General features: G+C 61.4%; 17 protein-coding genes. 4 read left to right on the top strand and 13 right to left on the bottom strand.

Features of this window, described 5'->3' with window-relative positions:
• Nucleotides 1-6 precede the first annotated feature (6 nt).
• From FEZ59_RS28560 to FEZ59_RS28570, 3 genes are all read right to left on the bottom strand, one after another.
• Nucleotides 7-1365, bottom strand: a complete 1359-nt coding sequence (locus tag FEZ59_RS28560) for an L-serine ammonia-lyase (protein ID WP_080910464.1) — start codon at nt 1363-1365, stop codon at nt 7-9.
• Nucleotides 1362-2576: an amidohydrolase gene (locus FEZ59_RS28565; RefSeq protein ID WP_080910465.1), complete on the bottom strand. Its 1215-nt coding sequence runs from the start codon at nt 2574-2576 to the stop codon at nt 1362-1364. Before FEZ59_RS28565 ends, FEZ59_RS28560 begins: the two co-directional genes overlap by 4 nt.
• 84 nt (nt 2577-2660) lie before the next feature.
• Nucleotides 2661-4004 (bottom strand): DUF3100 domain-containing protein, encoded by a 1344-nt coding sequence (locus FEZ59_RS28570; protein WP_020969365.1) that lies wholly within the window; start codon nt 4002-4004, stop codon nt 2661-2663.
• Between the two features lie 136 nt (nt 4005-4140).
• On the opposite strand from FEZ59_RS28570, the gene FEZ59_RS28575 reads away from it, so the two are divergent.
• The gene (locus tag FEZ59_RS28575; protein ID WP_223257884.1) at nt 4141-5139 is read left to right on the top strand and encodes an Lrp/AsnC family transcriptional regulator; all 999 of its coding nucleotides are present in this window, start codon (nt 4141-4143) and stop codon (nt 5137-5139) included.
• Nucleotides 5140-5175: 36 nt separating this feature from the next.
• Here FEZ59_RS28575 and FEZ59_RS28580 read toward each other — a convergent pair whose 3' ends face one another.
• From FEZ59_RS28580 to ppk2, 4 genes are read right to left on the bottom strand one after another with little or no spacing between them, the layout of a single operon-like run.
• A complete protein-coding gene (locus FEZ59_RS28580) occupies nt 5176-6141 on the bottom strand; it encodes an endonuclease/exonuclease/phosphatase family protein (RefSeq protein WP_020969367.1) in 966 nt (321 codons plus the stop codon).
• A gap of 47 nt (nt 6142-6188) precedes the next feature.
• The gene (locus FEZ59_RS28585) at nt 6189-7883 is read right to left on the bottom strand and encodes a SulP family inorganic anion transporter (protein WP_019748017.1); all 1695 of its coding nucleotides are present in this window, start codon (nt 7881-7883) and stop codon (nt 6189-6191) included.
• Nucleotides 7880-10642: a cation-transporting P-type ATPase gene (locus tag FEZ59_RS28590; protein WP_134998832.1), complete on the bottom strand. Its 2763-nt coding sequence runs from the start codon at nt 10640-10642 to the stop codon at nt 7880-7882. The genes FEZ59_RS28585 and FEZ59_RS28590 overlap by 4 nt, the downstream gene beginning before the upstream one ends.
• A 27-nt stretch (nt 10643-10669) precedes the next feature.
• Entirely contained in the window at nt 10670-11494 is an 825-nt protein-coding gene (gene ppk2 / locus FEZ59_RS28595) for a polyphosphate kinase 2 (protein ID WP_020969369.1), read from the bottom strand.
• A gap of 160 nt (nt 11495-11654) precedes the next feature.
• Between ppk2 and FEZ59_RS30180 the strand changes: the two genes are divergently transcribed.
• Both FEZ59_RS30180 and FEZ59_RS28600 read left to right on the top strand, forming a co-directional pair.
• Nucleotides 11655-11906, top strand: coding sequence for a hypothetical protein (locus FEZ59_RS30180; protein WP_019748020.1), 252 nt, complete (start codon nt 11655-11657; stop codon nt 11904-11906).
• Between the two features lie 131 nt (nt 11907-12037).
• The gene (locus FEZ59_RS28600) at nt 12038-12415 is read left to right on the top strand and encodes an SHOCT domain-containing protein (protein WP_020969370.1); all 378 of its coding nucleotides are present in this window, start codon (nt 12038-12040) and stop codon (nt 12413-12415) included.
• On the opposite strand, the gene FEZ59_RS28605 is transcribed toward FEZ59_RS28600, so the two are convergent.
• Together FEZ59_RS28605 and FEZ59_RS28610 are read right to left on the bottom strand one after the other, a co-directional pair.
• Nucleotides 12393-13838 carry an ABC transporter ATP-binding protein gene (locus FEZ59_RS28605; protein ID WP_172933505.1) on the bottom strand — a complete coding sequence of 482 codons (1446 nt, stop codon included), beginning with the start codon at nt 13836-13838 and terminating at the stop codon, nt 12393-12395. The two genes, FEZ59_RS28600 and FEZ59_RS28605, sit on opposite strands and share 23 nt — an antisense overlap.
• Nucleotides 13839-13916: 78 nt before the next feature.
• Nucleotides 13917-14315, bottom strand: a complete 399-nt coding sequence (locus FEZ59_RS28610) for a hypothetical protein (RefSeq protein ID WP_019748023.1) — start codon at nt 14313-14315, stop codon at nt 13917-13919.
• Between the two features lie 162 nt (nt 14316-14477).
• On the opposite strand from FEZ59_RS28610, the gene FEZ59_RS28615 reads away from it, so the two are divergent.
• Entirely contained in the window at nt 14478-15071 is a 594-nt protein-coding gene (locus tag FEZ59_RS28615) for a GNAT family protein (RefSeq protein ID WP_021333024.1), read from the top strand.
• Between the two features lie 17 nt (nt 15072-15088).
• Here FEZ59_RS28615 and FEZ59_RS28620 read toward each other — a convergent pair whose 3' ends face one another.
• The 4 genes from FEZ59_RS28620 to FEZ59_RS28635 all read right to left on the bottom strand — a co-directional run bounded on the left by FEZ59_RS28620 (nt 15089) and on the right by FEZ59_RS28635 (nt 17854).
• On the bottom strand, nt 15089-16165 hold the full coding sequence (locus FEZ59_RS28620) for an ABC transporter substrate-binding protein (protein WP_346343254.1): 1077 nt from the start codon (nt 16163-16165) through the stop codon (nt 15089-15091).
• A gap of 142 nt (nt 16166-16307) precedes the next feature.
• Entirely contained in the window at nt 16308-17126 is an 819-nt protein-coding gene (locus tag FEZ59_RS28625; RefSeq protein ID WP_019748026.1) for an AraC family transcriptional regulator, read from the bottom strand.
• Nucleotides 17127-17180: 54 nt separating this feature from the next.
• Nucleotides 17181-17507: an SMR family transporter gene (locus FEZ59_RS28630; RefSeq protein WP_019748027.1), complete on the bottom strand. Its 327-nt coding sequence runs from the start codon at nt 17505-17507 to the stop codon at nt 17181-17183.
• Entirely contained in the window at nt 17504-17854 is a 351-nt protein-coding gene (locus FEZ59_RS28635) for an SMR family transporter (protein WP_019748028.1), read from the bottom strand. The genes FEZ59_RS28630 and FEZ59_RS28635 overlap by 4 nt, the downstream gene beginning before the upstream one ends.
• Between the last annotated feature and the right edge of the window lie 28 nt (nt 17855-17882).

A 17882-nucleotide genomic window follows, 5' to 3' on the forward strand; every position in this document is an offset into this window, starting at 1 on the left:
ATCCCCTCAGCACTCGACGACATTGACGGCGAGTCCGCCTTCACTGGTTTCCTTGTAACGCACGGACATGTCGTTTCCGGTTTGGCGCATGGTTTCGATGACGGTATCGAGGCTCACCACATGCGTCCCGTCACCCAGGTATGCGAGCTGAGCTGCGGTGACTGCAGTCGAGGCGGCTACGGCATTTCGTTCGATGCAGGGGATTTGGACCAGGCCACCAACCGGATCGCAGGTCAGCCCCAGATGGTGTTCCATGGCAATCTCAGCTGCATTCTCGATTTGTCGTGGTGATCCGCCCATGACAGCGCACAAGCCGGCTGCCGCCATCGCGCAGGCAGCTCCGACTTCGCCTTGGCACCCCGCCTCCGCGCCCGAGATCGAGGCATTCGCCTTGATGATCGATCCGATTGCGGCAGCGGTGAGGAGAAAGGTTCGAACGTCGTGAGCGCCGGCGCCCGTCGCACGTATGTGGTGGTAGAGCACCGCCGGCACGATGCCTGCGGCACCGTTCGTCGGAGCCGTTACCACGCGGCCACCTGCTGCATTTTCTTCGTTGACCGCCATGGCGTAGACGGTCAACCACTCGCGTGAGGATGGTGCGCAGTTACGTTGTTCCAGTTGAATGTTCGCAGACCGTGCTCTTCGGCGAACTCCGAGACGCCCGGGCAATACACCTTCGGTCTGGGTGCCGCGTTCGATGCATGCGCGCATCGCGGACCAGATCGCGTCGATGCCGGCGAATGCCCGATCCTGGCCGTGTATCGCGATTTCGTCCGACAGTGCCAGCTCGGCGATAGTTCCGGAGTCGCATTCCGCCAGTAGTTCTTTCGCGGTTCGATAGTGTGAGTTGATCGAATGCGTGCTTGCTTGCGTCTCCGTTCCGGCGCGCAGTACGAATCCGCCACCGATCGACAGATATGTACTCGTACAGACGATTTCGTTACCCTTGAAGGCTGTCAGTGTCATCGAGTTGGGGTGCCCGTGACGGCGAACGAGTGGCTCGAACACCATGTCCTCGCGAGTGAACACAACATGTCCGAGTGAACCGCCGACTAGCATCACCGATCCGCCGTCCGACAGTTCGGCCCATCGCCCGTGAACGTCGGTCGGCTCGCACGTTTCAGGATCCAACCCACGAAGTCCCGCAATCACCGCGTCGGGAGTGCAGTGACCTATTCCGGTGGCGGCGAGAGAGCCGTGCAGGTTGCAGCGAATTCGGTCGACCGACGCGGTCAAGCCGGCGGCGGAGAGCTCGCCGCCGAAAGTGCGAGCGGCGCGCATCGGACCGACCGTGTGTGAACTGGAGGGTCCGATGCCGATGGAGAAGAATTCGAGAGCGGAAACATAGACGCCGGTGGTGCTCATTCGGCGCTCGTGACGGTGGTCGCTCCTGACTCGCGCTGGGCCGCAATCGTCAGGAGATTGGAGCGCGAGTCCGCGGTGGCGGCTCGGATCACTGTGCGCGCCATTGCGATTGCTCCGTGCAGAACAGCTTCGTCGCCCGCTGCGGAGCGGGCATCAGCGGCAAACTCGATAGTGTGAGGAACTCCGGTGACGCCGCGCAACGCGATCATCGGGTGGATCGAGGGGACCACCTTCGACACGTTGCCCATGTCCGTCGAGCCGCCGGTCAGGGGAGTTCGGGCGGCCGCGGTGCGGCCCAGGCTCGCGATCTCCTCGTCCCAGATCGTCGCCAGCACGCGATGTTGAACAAGCTCCTCGTAGCGCGGTTCGGCGCGTTCGGTCGACCAGGAGCAGTCGCTGGCCACAGCTGCGCCCTCGAAGCAGGAGAGCATGCGACGCTTGGCGTCCAACAGCACGTCGAGTTCTGCGGCCCGAACTTCCGCTCGCACCAACGTCGAGGCCGGAATGATGTTTGTTGCTTCGCCGCCGTGCTCGACATAGGCGTTGAGCCTGACGTCGGACGGAAGTTGTTGACGGAGAAGTCCGATGGCGACCAAGGCGATCGTGGCGGCGTCACCTGCGTTGATGCCCTTGTGTGGCGCAGCGGCCGCGTGTGCGGCTCGTCCGGTGTAGGTCACGTCGAACCGATCGACTGCCTGCGTTCCGGTGACTGTGCAACTGACGTCTTCACCTGCAGCGCCGTGGACCATGATCGACATCGCCGCGCCCTCCCATGCGCCACGTTCGAGCAGCAAGACTTTCCCGCCGCCATGTTCTTCGGCCGGCGTACCGAGAAGGACGACGGTCAGGCCGTGTTCCTCCGCGACCTCTCCGAGCGCGATAGCTGCTCCCAGTCCGGCAGCGGCGATGACATTGTGTCCACACGCATGACCGATGTCGGGAAGGGCGTCGTACTCGGCGCAGACTACGACGCGGAAGGGGCCGGAGCCTCGCACAGCTTCGAATGCCGTCTCGAGGCCGTAGGCGGCGCGAGTAACCGTGAAGCCGGCTTCCTGTGCGGCGTCCGCCAAGAGGGCGGACGCCCGATGCTCTTCGAATGCCAGCTCTGGGTGAGCATGGATCGTGTGGCTGACATCGATGAGGCGTGATGCCCACTTCTCGATCGTGCTCGAAACCGAGTCTGTGTGGGTGAGGGTGTCAGCGATGGACATGGGTATTGCTTCCTTTCAACATCTTTGGTTCTCTGTGTCTTCGGATCGCGGTGTCTTCAGTTCTCAGCGTCTTCGGGTGCAGTTCTAGTGCCAGAGGCCCAGCGCGAACTCCGCGACGACCACGGAAAGTAGGTAAGAGGCGAGGATCGCGACGATTCCGACGGGCACGATCTTCCAGCCGATCGTCTTGAGCAAGGGAAGGTCCTTGCCGAGGCTGAGACCTGCGACAGTCAAGGTGAGGGTGCAGATCGAGAGAAAGTCGACAGTCCCGACGGTGCTCGAGACGAAATCACCGATGGGGGACCACGGTGTTGTCGCCAAGGCGCCGATGGTGATGATTGCGATCATCGCCGCGATCTTGCCGCGCGTCAGGCGGGCCACGCCGACGCCCAGGAGCAACAATCCGGTGAGGATCAGGTAACCGACGATGATCGATCGAGATACGCCACCCGCTGCGATCGAGGAGACGATGACCCCACCGACGAACAGAATCGGAACGATGGTGGTCAGCGGCACGGTGACGCTCGGCGCAACCGCTCGTGGGGCAGTGTCGGCTTTCCGTTCGCTGGTCGTCTTCGAGCGCTTGGTGAGTGCGCCGTAGATTCGATCGGCAAGGGGGAGTGCGACATACATGCCGACATACACGCCGAGGAGGCCGGTGATGATGTTGGATGTTGCCGCTACGGCGAGTACCTGGTCGGCCATCTCGGGGTGCGCCGAAACGACGCTGGCGGCAGCGGCAGCCATCATCGAGCCGGATCCGACCCCAGCACCCATCGCCAATGCAAGGGGGTCGAAGATGTTGAAGGATGTCGCCAGCGACGCAATCAGGCTGATCAGCACGGCACCGAACAGAGTGCCGAAGACGTACATCGACAGGACACCACGGTACTGGTCGGAATCGGGACCGTAGCGTTCACTGACCATCGCGAAGGACCCCTCGCGGTCGATGGAGAAGGTGGCTCCGACGGTGGCCGGTCCCATCCGAAGGAGTACCGCCAACGGGAGTGCGAGAGCGATAGTGCCGAACAAGTGCCCCAGTTCCTGCAGTAGCAGGGCGGGGCCCGCCTCGAACAACAGTTGGATGTTCGGGCCGATGGTGAAAGACAGTCTCGCGCAAAGCAAGAGAACAGCCAACCCCATGATTGCCGAGGCTGCGGCCTGAAGATCGAGGCCGAGAGGTTTCCACTTCTGACTCGAGACGGCACCGCCGGCAATCAGTCCCCACACCATGGGCAAGATCGTGATGGCGGCAGCGCCGACAGGAATCACTGCGGGGCCGATCAGTTGGGCGCCTGCCGCAAGCGCGAGGAGCAGAATCGCCACGATCCACAGCCGTGGCGACCTCAAGGCGAAAACGATCTTTTGCGTCGGGGTTTGATCGCTGACCGGAGAATCGTCATGCGAGACAGGGAATGCTTCGGTCATGTCGGTGTCTTTCTCGAGGGGGCGAACGAACGCAAGAAGCAAGCGTTCTCGAGGTTCAGGATTTGGTGGACTATTGATGTGATGAAGTTAGGATCGATGCGTTTCGATCCTGTTTCGGTGCAGCATTCTTTTGAAAGTGAGGTCCTCGGTGCAGGATCAGGTGCTCAAGGACGAAGATCTTCGGCTGTTGAACGCACTGCAGATCAGGCCGCGAGCCTCGTGGTCCGAGCTTTCACGCGCGATCGGTTCCGACCCGGTCACCCTGACCAGGCGTTGGGAGCGTCTGCACTCGCAAGGGATAGCGTGGATCGCTGCGTACCGTGGGGGTCCCATCGTGTCGGCGACCGCACTGCTCGAGATCGAATGCGCACCGGCACAGACCTTGAGCGTGGCCGAACAGATCGCGCACGATCCCGAAGTTCTCACAGTCGATCTCACAACCGGCAATCGGGATCTACTCGTCACGCTCACCTGCACTGACCTCGATCAATTGTCCAGGTATGTCTTGGAACGAACACGATCGCTGCCGATGGTCACTGCGATGCGAACTCAGATCGTGTCCTCGGCGAATTCCGACGCACGAAACTGGCGTCTACGTGCTCTCGATGCGGAAGAAATTGCCGCGCTCGAGTCGGCCCCGGCGGCGAAGAGTCGTGGGGTACGCGCCAGCGAAGAGGAACAGTCGAAGCTGTTCGACATCCTTTCTCGCGAACCACGAATTACCGTCTCGGCCCTCGCTGCAGCCCTCGGCGTCACGCCGGCTCGCGCCGGGGCGCTCCTTTCTCACGAGCTGTCGACGGGGCGCCTGGTCGTCCGCACGGAGATTGCTCGGCCCTACTCCGGCTGGCCGGTCTACGCCTGGTATTTCTTACGTCTCGAGGGGCGAAAGGAAGCCATTGCTCAGCGCCTTTCCCTCCTGCGTGAGGCGAGGCTTGTTGCTTCGACGATCGGCAGCTACGACATCGCATTGGCGGTGTGGCTGCGCTCGATCGACGACGTGCAGCGTTTGGAAGGTTATCTCGCCGAGCAGTTTCCGGGCGTATCCGTGGTGGACCGGTCGATCGTCCTGCGTACGCCGCATCATCTACATCGAACAATCGATGTGTCGGGTCGAAGCATGCCGAAGCACGGGTGATCCGTAACGCGTTCGCGCGGATCGGGTGCTCTCCGACTACTGGGGGATCGCCACGTCGACGATCAAGCCGTAGTGATCGGAACCTTCGATCTCGATGCGCTCGAGAGACTTCGCCTGTGCACCCCGCAGAAGTACATGGTCGATGCCGACGATCGCGGGAAATTTTTTGTCCGCCGGGTAGGTGCGAACGATGCCGACTCCCAATTGGTCTGCGGTATCGGAGTAGCCGACGTCGAGAAGGTCACGGAATTGCTTGTGCGTGAAGGTCGTGTTGAAATCGCCACTGACGACGACGGTTCCCTCCGCGGCAGCGGCGTCGAGCGCGTTTCGCAAAGTGCTCAGCTCGGCAGTCCACACGTCGGGCGGGGTCACGTACGCCGGTCCGGGGTGAACCGCCAGAAGGGTGAACGGGGTTGAGAATCCCACTTCGGCAACAAGATTGGTAGGTCCGAAGCCGTTCAATTCCCGAGTTTCCGTCAGCGGATAACGACTGTAAATACCTGCGCCACCCCCGCCGGCCTCGTCCGGTACCAAGTAGTGATGCGGCAGCAGTTGCTCGAGCCCTTGATCTCTCAGAGAGCCTTCGAGTGATGTGGTCAGTTCCTGAACCGTCAGGACATCGACTGCCTTCTCACGCACCGTCGCAGTCAAACTGACGGGGTCTGCCTGCCCGAAGAGAAGGTTCGCTTGCATTACACGCAGAGACGGCCCGTCGATTTCGGAACTGTTTGCTACATACAATGGACTGATCACCGACGCGCCCACCGCTGTCAGTACCACCGAAATCGCCAGCAGGATCCAGCGGCGAAAAACCAGGCATATCAGGGACGCTGCGAGTGTGACTGCAAGCAGCATCGGGACAAAGGAGGCCACGGCGATCAACGGGTTGATCGGCTTGGTGGAGTACAACGAGATCAGCGCAATGACACCGACGGCAATCCCACCCACCCCGGCGACCTGAGCGATACGGCGAGCCGGAACGTTGTCCGTCGTGAATCCCATACCAAACGGTACCTAATGCAGCTTAGGCTCCCGATTGCCTGGCGTTGTCAGTCGCCGGTTCGGGTGCGGAATGCGTTCACGGCCGCTTCGATGGTCGGGTAGAAGTGCGTCGAATCGAACCTGTCGCCGACCCCGAATCGGATGAGTCGATCCTTGATCGGACCTTTCATCTCCGCGAATGCCAATCGAATTCCTTTGCCCTCCAAAAATGTATCCAGATCGACGAGTTCGTCGACGGCGGTCGTGTCGAGCCCGGTGATCGGCTCGGCGGCAATGACCACCCATTCGACCGGGTCGGGTGCCTTGGCGACGACGGAGCGAACGTACTCGTCGAAGATCTCGCCGTTCGCGAAAAACAGTGGTGCGTCAAATCTCACCAACACGAGGCCGGGGATGCGATGTCCGTCCGGGTGGCGTTCGACGTCGTGGAATCCCGCGGGTTCGCCCGTCTCGACGAGTTCGGTTCGATGTGGCTGCCATACCTGCGCGATGACCGCTACGAAGGAGAGTCCGATCGCAACAAGGATGCCTTGAAGCACCCCGACCAGGGCAACGCCCAGAAACGCCGCGACGGCGAGGCCGAATTCCACGGTGCTCATGCGCCACATGCGGACCATGCCGCCCACGTCGATCAGTGCACACGCGGCGACGATGACGACGGCGGCCAGTGTTGCATCGGGCAGATATGCCGTCAGTCCGGGAGCGACGAGGACAAACACCAGGACGGCGAGTGCTCCGACGACACCGGCCAATTGTGTATGCGCCCCACTCTGTTCGGCTACCGGCGTCCGTGATCCGCTCGCCGATATCGGAAATCCGCCGAACAGTCCGCCGGCCACGTTCGCGACACCGATCGCCTTCATCTCGGTACTGCCGTTCACGTCCTCGCCGTGGCGGGCGGCGAAGGTGCGCGAGAGAACGCCGGTGTCGGCGAAGGCAATCAGCGCGATACCGGCCGCCGGTCCGATCAGGTGCCCGACGTCCTGCCAGGTGACTCCACCGAGAGAGGGGAGGGGAAGTCCTTCCGGCAGTGCGCCGACCATGCCGATGTCATCGGTGAGACCGGCGGCGGCGGACAAGACTATTGCCGCGACGACGGCGACCAGCACACCGGGTACAACAGGTACCCAGAGCCGGAAGACCACAATGACAATGAGCGAACCCACGCCGATGACGGCAGCGAGGGGATCGACATCTCCACCGGCCAGAGCCTTTCCGATCTCACCGATTTCACCGAGGAGGCCGGACGCGTCGACGGAGAAACCGAGCAGCTTGGGAATCTGACCGATTACGACGACGAGCGCGATGGCGTTGAGGTAGCCGAGGCGGATCGGTTTCGAGAGGAGTTCGGTCACGAAACCCAGACGCAGGAATCCGCCGATCACCAGGATGAGCCCGACAAGAACGGCGAGAACTCCGGCTAGTGCAAGCGCGTTCTCCGAATCGCCGACCACCGCCAGCGGTATGACTGCGGCGGCGATGAGCGGTGCCAGCGACGAATCAGGCCCGAGTACAAGAATCTTCGACGGTCCGACTACCGCGTACGCGAGCAACGGCACGATGGTTGCGTACAGACCGGCGTACGCGGGCAATCCGGCGGCCTCGGCGTAGCCCATCCCCGCCGGGATCAGCAGGGCCGTCAAGACGAGCCCTGCTGTGATGTCGGTTCGCAGCCATTCGCGGCGGTACCCGCGGGCAGTCGCGATCCCCGGTAGCCGACCTAGACCCTCCGTCCACGTCATCGTGTGATTGTCCCTCCCTCTGCGGAGTGACGGGCGCGCTCGGGGGCAACTGCAGTGGTCGCGGTGATGGCGACAGGTGTCGGTGAGAGGCGGCGGCGTCGGATCGCCTTTTCCAACTCGACGACAACCGGGATGATCAGCGACCAGCCTAGGCAGACGAGCCACTGGGCGCCGGTCAGTGAGGTTGTCATGAGGAGATCCTGGAGAACACCCGCCTCGACGGCAAATACGGTCACGACCGTGGGGATGGTCAAGATCTTGATGGCACCGAGAACCGGCGGAACAAGGCCGGACTCGGGATCACGCCGCATGGTCAACCCAGCGAATATCGAACCGAGAGAGAGCACTACGAATGCGGTGGTCATGGGGACATTCGCCTCAGTAGTACTCATTTCGCCGGGCGCGAGAAGCATCGCTGCGAGTGTCACGGCAAATTGCAAGACGCCGTACGCGAGCCACTGAGCGACTGCGCTTCGATGTGCGATCGGCATCTTGGGATCGCGTGGCGGCTTGTTCATCAGATCCGGTGGCGGCGGGTCGAGCATGATCACGGCGACGGGGAACAGTGTGATGAAGAAGTGCTGGAACAGCACCATCAGCGGTGTCAGTGCCACACCCTCGTTGATGTTGAAGATGCTCGCGGCGAGGAAGAGGAGAACCAACGAAAAGAGTTTCGACATTTGGTAGCGGATGTACGAGACGATCTTCCCGTAGATGTTGCGGCCCAGGGTGATCGCGGTGATGAGGGTTCCGAAGTTGTCGTCGGTGAGCACCATCTTGCCCGCCTGTTTGGTTACCTCACTGCCCGAGCCCATGGCGACGCCGATATCGGCCTTCTTCAACGCGGCGGCGTCGTTGACAGCATCTCCGGTCATCGCGACCACGGCGCCACCGCTCTGCATGACATCGACCAAGCGAAGTTTGTCCTGCGGAGTGACTCGGCCGAACACGTGCAGGTTCGGCAACGCGGCCGAGAGTTCGTCATCGGTCATCGCTTGCAATGCGGCTCCGCCGACCGCGCCCGGGCCGAGTCCGAGTTCGGCACCGATCGCGGCGGCGGTGATGGCATGGTCGCCGGTGATCATGCGGACCTCGATACCGGCCCGGTGTGCGGTTCGCACCGAATCGACCGCCTCCGGACGCAGCGGGTCGATGATGCCTGCCATACCGACAAACGTCAGGTCCTCGACAAAAGACATAGGGTCCGCCACGACAGCGTCTTCCCGTCCGTCGAGGCGTCTGATCGCGAATGCCAGCACCCGAAGACCCTTCTCGGACATGGACTGATTTGCTGCCGTGAGTTCGTCTCGGACTTCCTCGATCGGTACCTGCCGGCGGCCGGGGAGAAAGGCCGAAGAACAACGAGCGAGGACGACATCGGGTCCGCCCTTGACCAATCCGACGAACTGACTTACGCCGTCGACTTCGAGATGGTGGTACGTGGCCATGAACTTGTACGCGGAATCGAACGGAACCGTCGCCACCCGCTGGTAGGTCCGTCTGGTGAGTGGGGCGTCGGCACCGATCTTTGCCGCGAGCACCACGAGTGCGGCCTCGGTCGGGTCGCCGACAACTTCCCCGGAATCGGAAACCGTTGCATCGCTGTCGAGACACAGTCCGTATGCGAGAAGGGTGAAGTCGGGCGGTGCCTCGCCGGCAACCTGCGTGATCCTTCCCGCTTTGGCGTAGCCTTCGCCGTCGACCGTGTACCAACGGCCGTGGACGTACAGCGATCGGACGGTCATCTGGTTCATGGTCAGCGTGCCGGTCTTGTCCGAGTTGATTGCACTGGTCGCGCCGAGAGTTTCGACGTCGGTCAGGTTCTTCACGACGGCCTTGGCGTCGGCCAGTTGACGGGCCCCGTAGGCCAGCATTGCCTGGACGAAGGTTGGCAAGCCGGTCGGAATCGCGGACACTCCCATCGCGATACCAAGCAGCAGAAGTGTTGTCAGGTCCTGACCACGAATGAGTCCGATGACGACGATGACGATCACTGCCGTCCACGCGATGATGCCGAGAAGTTTGGTGAGAGAGTCCAATTCTCGTTGCAGTGGCGACTTGCCAGGGGCGACGGCCGACAACATCGACGCGATCTGGCCGATCTGCGTCTGCATTCCGGTCTCGGTGACCACCATGGTCGCTGTGCCGCGGGTGACCGAGGTGTTCTGGAACACCAGATTGCTGCGGTCTCCGAGTGGAATATCCTCATTGCTCAGCGTTTTCGGGTCCTTCGGGATCGGCGCGCTCTCCCCGGTCAATGCGGCTTCCTGTGTCTCCAGGGTGGTCGAGGCGAGCAACCGCCCGTCGGCAGCGATGATGTCTCCTGCCTCGACTTGGACGACGTCACCCGGCACCAGTTCGGTAGCGTCGAGCTGAATCAGGTTCCCGTCACGAATGACACGTGCTTGGGGTGTCTGCATCTTGGCGAGCGCGTCGACGCTGGCCCGTGCCTTCAACTCCTGTCGAGTTCCGAGGACGATGTTGAGCACGACGAGCACCGCCACCACGATCGCTGTCGGCACTTCACCGATGGCGATGCTGACCGCGGCCACGGCGACGAGCATCAAGTTCATCGGATCTTTCAGTTGCAGCAGTGCGATCGACCACGTCGACGGCGGTGGCGTCGAGGTGATTTCGTTCGACCCGTAGCGTTGTCGACGTTGGTCGGCCTCACTCGATTGCAGTCCGCGCTGCTGGTCCGACTGCAGTACGGACACGACTGATTCGCCACTCTGCGCATGCCACGGCGTGGGGCTCATGACCGCACGTCCTTTCCTTGGCGATCGTCAATACCGGGTCGGAATCCAGTGAAGCGGTTGTTTGGGCGTCTGGTAGCCGTGGGCCTTCTGCCGTTTCGGCAGGGTGATGTCAGTGGACTGCACGGGCTCGTAGGGGATCTGACTCAAAATGTGACTGATGATGTTGAGTCGTCCGCGTTTCTTGTCGTCGTTGTTCGCGACATACCAGGGCGCCCAGCCGGTGTCGGTGAAGCGAAACATCTCATCGCGAGCACGCGAGTAGTCGTACCAATGACTGAACGACTTCAGATCGAGATTCGACAGCTTCCAGATCTTTCGAGGATCGTCGATCCGGCTTTGCAGACGTAAGAGCTGCTGTTCTTCGCTGACCTCGAGCCAGTACTTGAGCAGAATGACTCCCGATTCCACGATCGCGCGTTCGACGGTCGGAATGAGCTGGAGAAATTGATGAGCCTGTTCTTCGGTGCAAAAGCCCATCACTCGTTCGACTCCGGCACGGTTGTACCAACTTCGGTCGAAGATGACGATCTCGCCCGCCGCCGGGAGATGTGGGACGTAGCGCTGGACATACATCTGCGAATGCTCTCGCTCGGTCGGCGCCGGTAGAGCAACCACCCGGAACACTCGTGGACTCACGCGTTCGGTGATGGCTTTGATTACTCCGCCCTTCCCCGCGGTATCTCGGCCTTCGAACACGATGCAGACCTTGGCGCCAGACGATTTGACCCACTCCTGCAAAGCCACGAGCTCACCGTGCATCGGCTTGAGTTCGTGGCGGTATACCTTGTTCTTCATCGGTTTTTCTGCGACGAGTGCCGCGTCGTCGTGAAGAATCCGAGCGTTCTTTCCCACTTCCACTCCTTGGAGACGTGAGCGCGCGGGGCATCGTCCGCTCGTATGTGTATGCCCCGTATTCGGTCAACCTATTCTCTCCGGGAGCGACTCGAATCGTGTTGTTTTCGAGCCCGTTTCGAGTCTTGACGGTGTCAGCGATCGGCGCGAGTATTAATTGATGACTGGCGACGAAGAGTTGCTCCACGTCGAGCGGGTGATCACTCGCCTGATTTCCCGGTATCCGAATGTTCCTCCACCGGAGATCGAAAACAGAGTGCGAACAATTCACCAACGTTTTGCGGGGTGTCGGATACGTGATTTCGTGCCTCTCCTTGTCGAAAAGGCGGCCAGACACGAGATCTCGAACCGGATGATCGTGATTCCGATAATGGATGAACGGTCCGCAGTGCTGAACCCTCTCGAACTGTAGCCGGAACGGACGTCGTCGGCGCATACTGAAATGACCTTGGACCAGGGAGTTTTGGCCGACTGCAGATTTCAGGCGCGGAATGTCAGCCTCCCGAACTCCTTATGTGTAAACCGAGTACAGGGAGCGTTGACATGGAAGGTTTCTGGGAATTCTTCTGGTTCATCTTCGTCTGCTTTGCCTTTGTGGCGTATTTGAGCGTGTTGTTCTCGATCATCACCGACTTGTTCCGTGATCACGAGACTTCGGGTTGGGCCAAGGCGTTGTGGATGATTTTCCTCTTCGTCATTCCATTCTTGTCCGCGATGATCTACGTGGTTGTCAAGAATGACGGAATGACTCGGCGGTCGATGGAGGCCGCTCAACAGCACATACACGCGCAGAGTGACTACATTCGAACCGTCGCCGGCAGGTCTCCGACTCAGCAGATTGCCGACGCCAGAGAGCTTCTCGACTCCGGCGCGATCAACGAAGAGGAATTCCAGGCAATCAAGGCAAAGGCGCTGGCGTAGTTTTCGTATCTTCTGCCCCAGGCCTGGCGTCGTCGGTTCCGGCGTCGTCAGGCCGGGCGTCCTGCGCGGCGGCGCGTGCGGGACGAACCAGCACTTCGAGAGCTACGAGTGCAACCAGCGCAATGATGACGATCCAACCCACGACCAGACCGGTGGGGTAGCGCCAGAAGAGCAGCAACAGTGCGGCGATGCCGATGATGGCGCAGCGCAGCGGAACACGAAGCTGATTGGCCCACCGCTCCACCTGATTCGGCGTACGGCCGCTTGAAGAATGCCGGACGAAGTCCAATGCCTGCCCGTAGCCTCGTCGAACGGCGATCGCCGACGACGACCCACCGACCAGGTAGGCCCCGAGCCCTATCACCACGCCGAGGACCGCGACCGCTCGCAGGCTCGTGCGCAGTGGTACCAGAACTGTGTCGATGACGGCAGTCGCGGCGTCTGGCGAGAGGATATCGGTGGGCACACTGTCGAGGTAGATTGCGCGTCCGATGAGAATTCCGATCGCGAGAACCAGCATTCCCAACGCAATCGACAGGCCGACCAGGGACAGTGCGCGGAGCCTGCGACCGGTTGGCGCAACGGCGACAGCGGCTGCCGCGCAAGCGATTCCCAACCACGGCAGCACCGCTGAGACCTTGTCGAGTGCCGAGACGGCTCGCTGAGCCTTCACCAGCTCGGGGGACTGGAAGAGAACAAATTCCTTGTCCACGGAGGGGATTTTGTCTGCGAAGGCGAAGCCGCGGTCGATCAAAGCTGCTTTGACCCTGTCGATGATCGTACTGAGCGAAATGCTGACGGTTCCGCTCTGATCGACTTCGACGGAATTGGGGCCGTAATCTCCGGTCATGACCGAGACCAGTGCGTTGTGCGCCGATCGGTTCGCTTGAATCCACAAGTCCTCGAACTGTTGTGACCGAACGAGCGAGCCCACCGTGTCATGAACAAAGCTCTTTGCCTGGCCGGCGATCACCGGTGCCAACCCCACTACGGCTTGATCCAGACGCGGCGCGTTGGCCGCAAGATTCGACACGTCGGTCAGTGCGGTGAGTGCGTCGGTGGTGAGCCCCTCGACGTCGACACGATCGAAGATCTCGTCGGTGATCTGATTCGTGATCTCGGCCTGAACGGCGGGGTTCTCGCCCAGTGGCGCGACCGTACTGACGTAGCGGTCCGTGTCGAGTATCTGACTACGGGTGAAGCGGGTGGTCACGGACAAGACGGCAAGGAGCGCGACCAACACCAGCAGTATCGCCACGGCAGTCCACCGCAGTCCGTGTCGAGGTGGCCGGGAGACTTGCTCGACGGTCGTTTCGCGGGCGCTGGGAGTCTGCTCGCGGAGCGTTGCAACCTCTAGCCGCAACCTGGATAGTTCGGCACGTTCGTCCTCCTGGAGTGGGCCGTCGTTCGTGCCGTTTGCCATCATGTTCCTCTCCGGAGGGAAACTGCTGCCGCACAGATGAAAACGCTGAATTCGATGGGTGGATCCGGAGTCGAGACCTCAGATCACGTCGGGATTCCATGTCGCGACAGCCCAGATGACGAATACGTCGAGCGCGATGATGGTGATCGACCACCACGGAGAGTGGGGTAGCCACAGGAAATTCGCGAGGATCGACAGCGAACAGAAGATTATCGCGCCTACCCGTGCCCACGTCGCGCCGGTGAAGAGCATGATTCCGACAGCGGTGACGAGCACGCCGAGTACGAGGTGAATCCATCCCCAGGAGGTGAGGTCGAATTGGTACGCGTATTCAGGGCCGACGACGGTCACATCGTCTTTGGATATCGCCGAGATGCCTTGGAGAATTTCGAGCACGCCGACGGTGACGAGAAGAACGGCTCCGCCCAGCGCGCTTCCTTTTGCCACACCTTGCTTGACCAGTGATTCCTCGGCCATGACCGCCCCTTGGTATCAAGTGCGAAATTGCCTGGCGTAACTCCGTATTGCGACTATTTACGGTGGTGAAGTATCCCGCCACGGGGCAAATCAAACATTGAGCGCTGGATATCCTCGCGATATTCGCTCGCCCACGAATCCGAGAGGATCTACCGTGACGGCATGGATGTGGAGGACGCAGGCATGACGCCGACGACTGCGCCGGTAACAATTCGGACGGATCGACTGGTGCTTCGTACCTACCGTCCCGGCGATCATCAGGACCTTCTCACCTTCTACGGGCGTAGCGACGTGTGCCGGTATTTGTTCAACGAACCCTGGAGCCCGGACGATGCGCGAGAGGCAGTGCAGACCAGAATGTCTCGCCGCGACCTGGCAGCGGGCGCGGTGGCTCTTGTTGTCGGATACGAGGGCCGGGTTGTCGGAAGCGTGAGTGCATGGCTAGTCGACGAATCAGGGGACGCTGTCGACACCGAGCGCACCGCCGAAGTCGGGTGGGCATTCTCGCCCGACTTCGGCGGCCGAGGGTTCGCGACGGAAGCTGTGACCGCTCTGATCGACCTGGTCTTCGCGACACCCCGATTGCGCCGCGTGGTCGCGCAGATGGATGCGAGAAACGAATCCTCGGCGCGACTCGCGCGGCGAATCGGGTTGCGGCGAGAGGCGCATTTTCGGCAGAACGCGTGGATCAAGAACGAGTGGACCGACACTGTGGTTTTTGCAACGCTGCGCAGTGAGTGGCCTACAAGTCTCTGATCAGGAGGGCCGAGCTGCTACTTCGCAACCAGTTCGGTCAACTGGGGGACCAGCTCGTCAGTTGCCCATGGAACGCTCAAAACGCTGACGTACATGGTGGCGGCTGTCAGGCGATTGTCGGTGATCCACAAGTCCTTCCCGTTGGCGATAACCGGCCACCGTGCGAACAGGGTGTTGGCCAACGTGCTGTCGACTTCCGACTGATCGCTTGCCCATCCGAGATATACGTCGGTGTTTATCGTGTCGAGCTTTTCCATGCTGATGCCGAACAGGAACGAGTCGCCTGCAAAGTTCTTGGCACCGTTGACCACGTCGGGAGCAACTGTGAGCCCGAGGTTTTCGACGAACTTCACGCGCGGATCGTCCGGGCCGTAGATGGCGGTCTCGGCTTCGCCTTCGCGGATGTAGGACCCGAAGGCGAACGTGACTCCATTGAATTCAGGATGGCTGGTCTTCGACTCTTCCACCGTCTTTTCGACGGACTTGATCAAATCCGCGGTCTGGGCCGGGCGCCCCAAGGCCTTGCCGACATCGGTGGCGAGGTTTTGCCACGAACTCGGCTGGTACGGCTTGGTGTCGTAGGGGAGTGTCGGGGCGATCGAGCTCAGGCGCTGATAGTCCTGCTCGGAGAAACCGGAGTACGGGGCCAGAATCAGGTCGGGTGCGGCATTGAGGATTTGCTCGAACAGAAGCTCACCGCTGTCGGAGTAGTACGGCGCCGGTGTGGGCAGCGGCTGGCCCGACTTCTCGAGTTCCGCGCGCGTCCACGGGAGGAAGCCGTCGGCGTCGCCGGCCCACGAGTCCTTCTGCATTGCAATCGGAGTGACGCCGAGGGCGATGACAGTGTCGGCCGCTGCGGAATCGAGGGTGAGGATCCTGGTCGGTTCCTTGTCGATGGTGGTGCCGCCGAATGCGTGCTCGATCGTGACGGGGTATGCGCCGTCCTCGACAGCAGATGCCGACGAACTATTTTCCTGGGCGTCCGATGACGACTGCGTGCAGGCGGTCAGAGGCAGTGCGGCCGCCACCATCAGCGCAACGACAATTCGCCTCTTCCGTTGGGGACGAATTCTCTGACGGGCAGATCTGAACACGCGAAACTCCTCGGGATAGATCGGGGAAGTGCTTGCACGACTCAGCGCGGTACGCACATGAGAGCAGGCTTACCTAAGTGAATGTAGGGCGCGTGCGTGTAGCGAAGGGGCCAGCAGATGTCGACAACAGGTCAGGCTCGAGTCAGTTGACAGCGGCGAGCGCATTGCCAGGGGTGTAGCCGACCGTCTTACGAAAAGCAGCGATGAACGAGCTCGACGTCCCGTACCCGACTCGACGGCTGACGGCGTTCACACTCATCCCGGTCCCCAGCATGCCCAGCGCTGTACTCATGCGAACCAGAGTGCGCCATTGCGCAAAACTCAGCGCAAGTTCCGCGGCAAAAATCCGGGTGACCGTGCGTCGGCTGAGGTTGAGAACGTGCGCCCACTGGTCGAGTGACCGATCGTCGGCGGGATCCGACAACACTTTGTCGACGAGTTGTCGAAGCCGGGGATCGCGGGGGATCGGTACGTCGAAGTGAGGTGCCGATGCCGGGGTGAGGAGATCGACACAGACCTGCTGTGCCCGAAGGCGTTGTTCTGCAGGCATTCCGGTATGGGCGAGGTGTATCAGCAGTACCCGGGCTGCCTCACTCAACGTCACGATGCACGGTTCGTTCCAGGCGGGAGTCCACAACTCGGGGGTGAAGAGAGTGGCGCGGAATGCGACGTGGGGATTGGCCTGACCTTCGTGGAGGACCCCGCGAGGGATCCACAGGCCGACGCCGGGCGTGACGGTCCAGAGTTGATTGTCGATGATCATGTTGACGACGCCGCGGTCGGACCAGATGAGTTCGTGCTCGGCATGAGCGTGCTGTGGCCACTGGGTGATGTGGTCGGTCTCGACGATGTACGTCGTCAGTTGGAACGGCGCCGGGACGGCGCGCGCCATCGGAGTGTGGCGGTCGGAATCCGACAGGTGGAGGCCACCGTCGATTTCACGAAGGGCAGGGATCGGCACCGCGGACTACCTCCAAAGCAAAGTTAGGTAAACCTTACACCTTGTTTGCTGGGCTCAGTGGCCCGCACCGAGTTCGATGAGAAGCACGCCTGCCGCGATAAGGCCGATCCCCACGATCATGAGCTTGGTCAGCGGTTCGCGAAAGAGAATGCGGGATGCGATTGCTGTCAGCGCCACCCCGCAAGCAGTCCAGATGCCGTACGCAACGCCGATTGTCAGGCCCGCGTCGAGTGCGAGCGTGAGGAAAGCGAAAGCGGCGAGGTACCCCACGGTGACAACCGCGAGCCATCGTTTGTCGCTGCCGTCCTGCGACGCCATCCGTAGTGACAACGTCGCGGTGACCTCGGAAATAATTGCAGCGATCAGAAATACGAAAGTCATGCCGGGTCCGCCGGCCCGCTGTCGGCAGCAACCTGGGAACCGAGTTCAACGCAGAGGACTCCGCCGATGACCAGGGCAATGCCGACGCCCATCGTGGCTGTCAGGGGGTCGCCGAAAAGGAAAGTCGCGAACACCGCGGTCAGGACAACTCCGGTTGCGCCCCAGATTCCGTATGCAACACCGAGTCCCATGCCCTCCCGCAGGACGAACGACAACGCGGTGAATGCTGCGAGATATCCGCCGACGACCACGACGTACCAGGCGGGGTGATCGAGGGCCGCGCGCAGAGACAGAGTCGCAGACACCTCGGTCAGGATCGCGGTGATCAACAGGAGCCATTTCTTCACGGTTCGGATTCTGTCAGGCTCCACCGAT

The organism is Rhodococcus sp. MS13 (assembly GCF_013277835.1).
GTDB classification, from domain to species: domain Bacteria; phylum Actinomycetota; class Actinomycetes; order Mycobacteriales; family Mycobacteriaceae; genus Rhodococcus_F; species Rhodococcus_F erythropolis.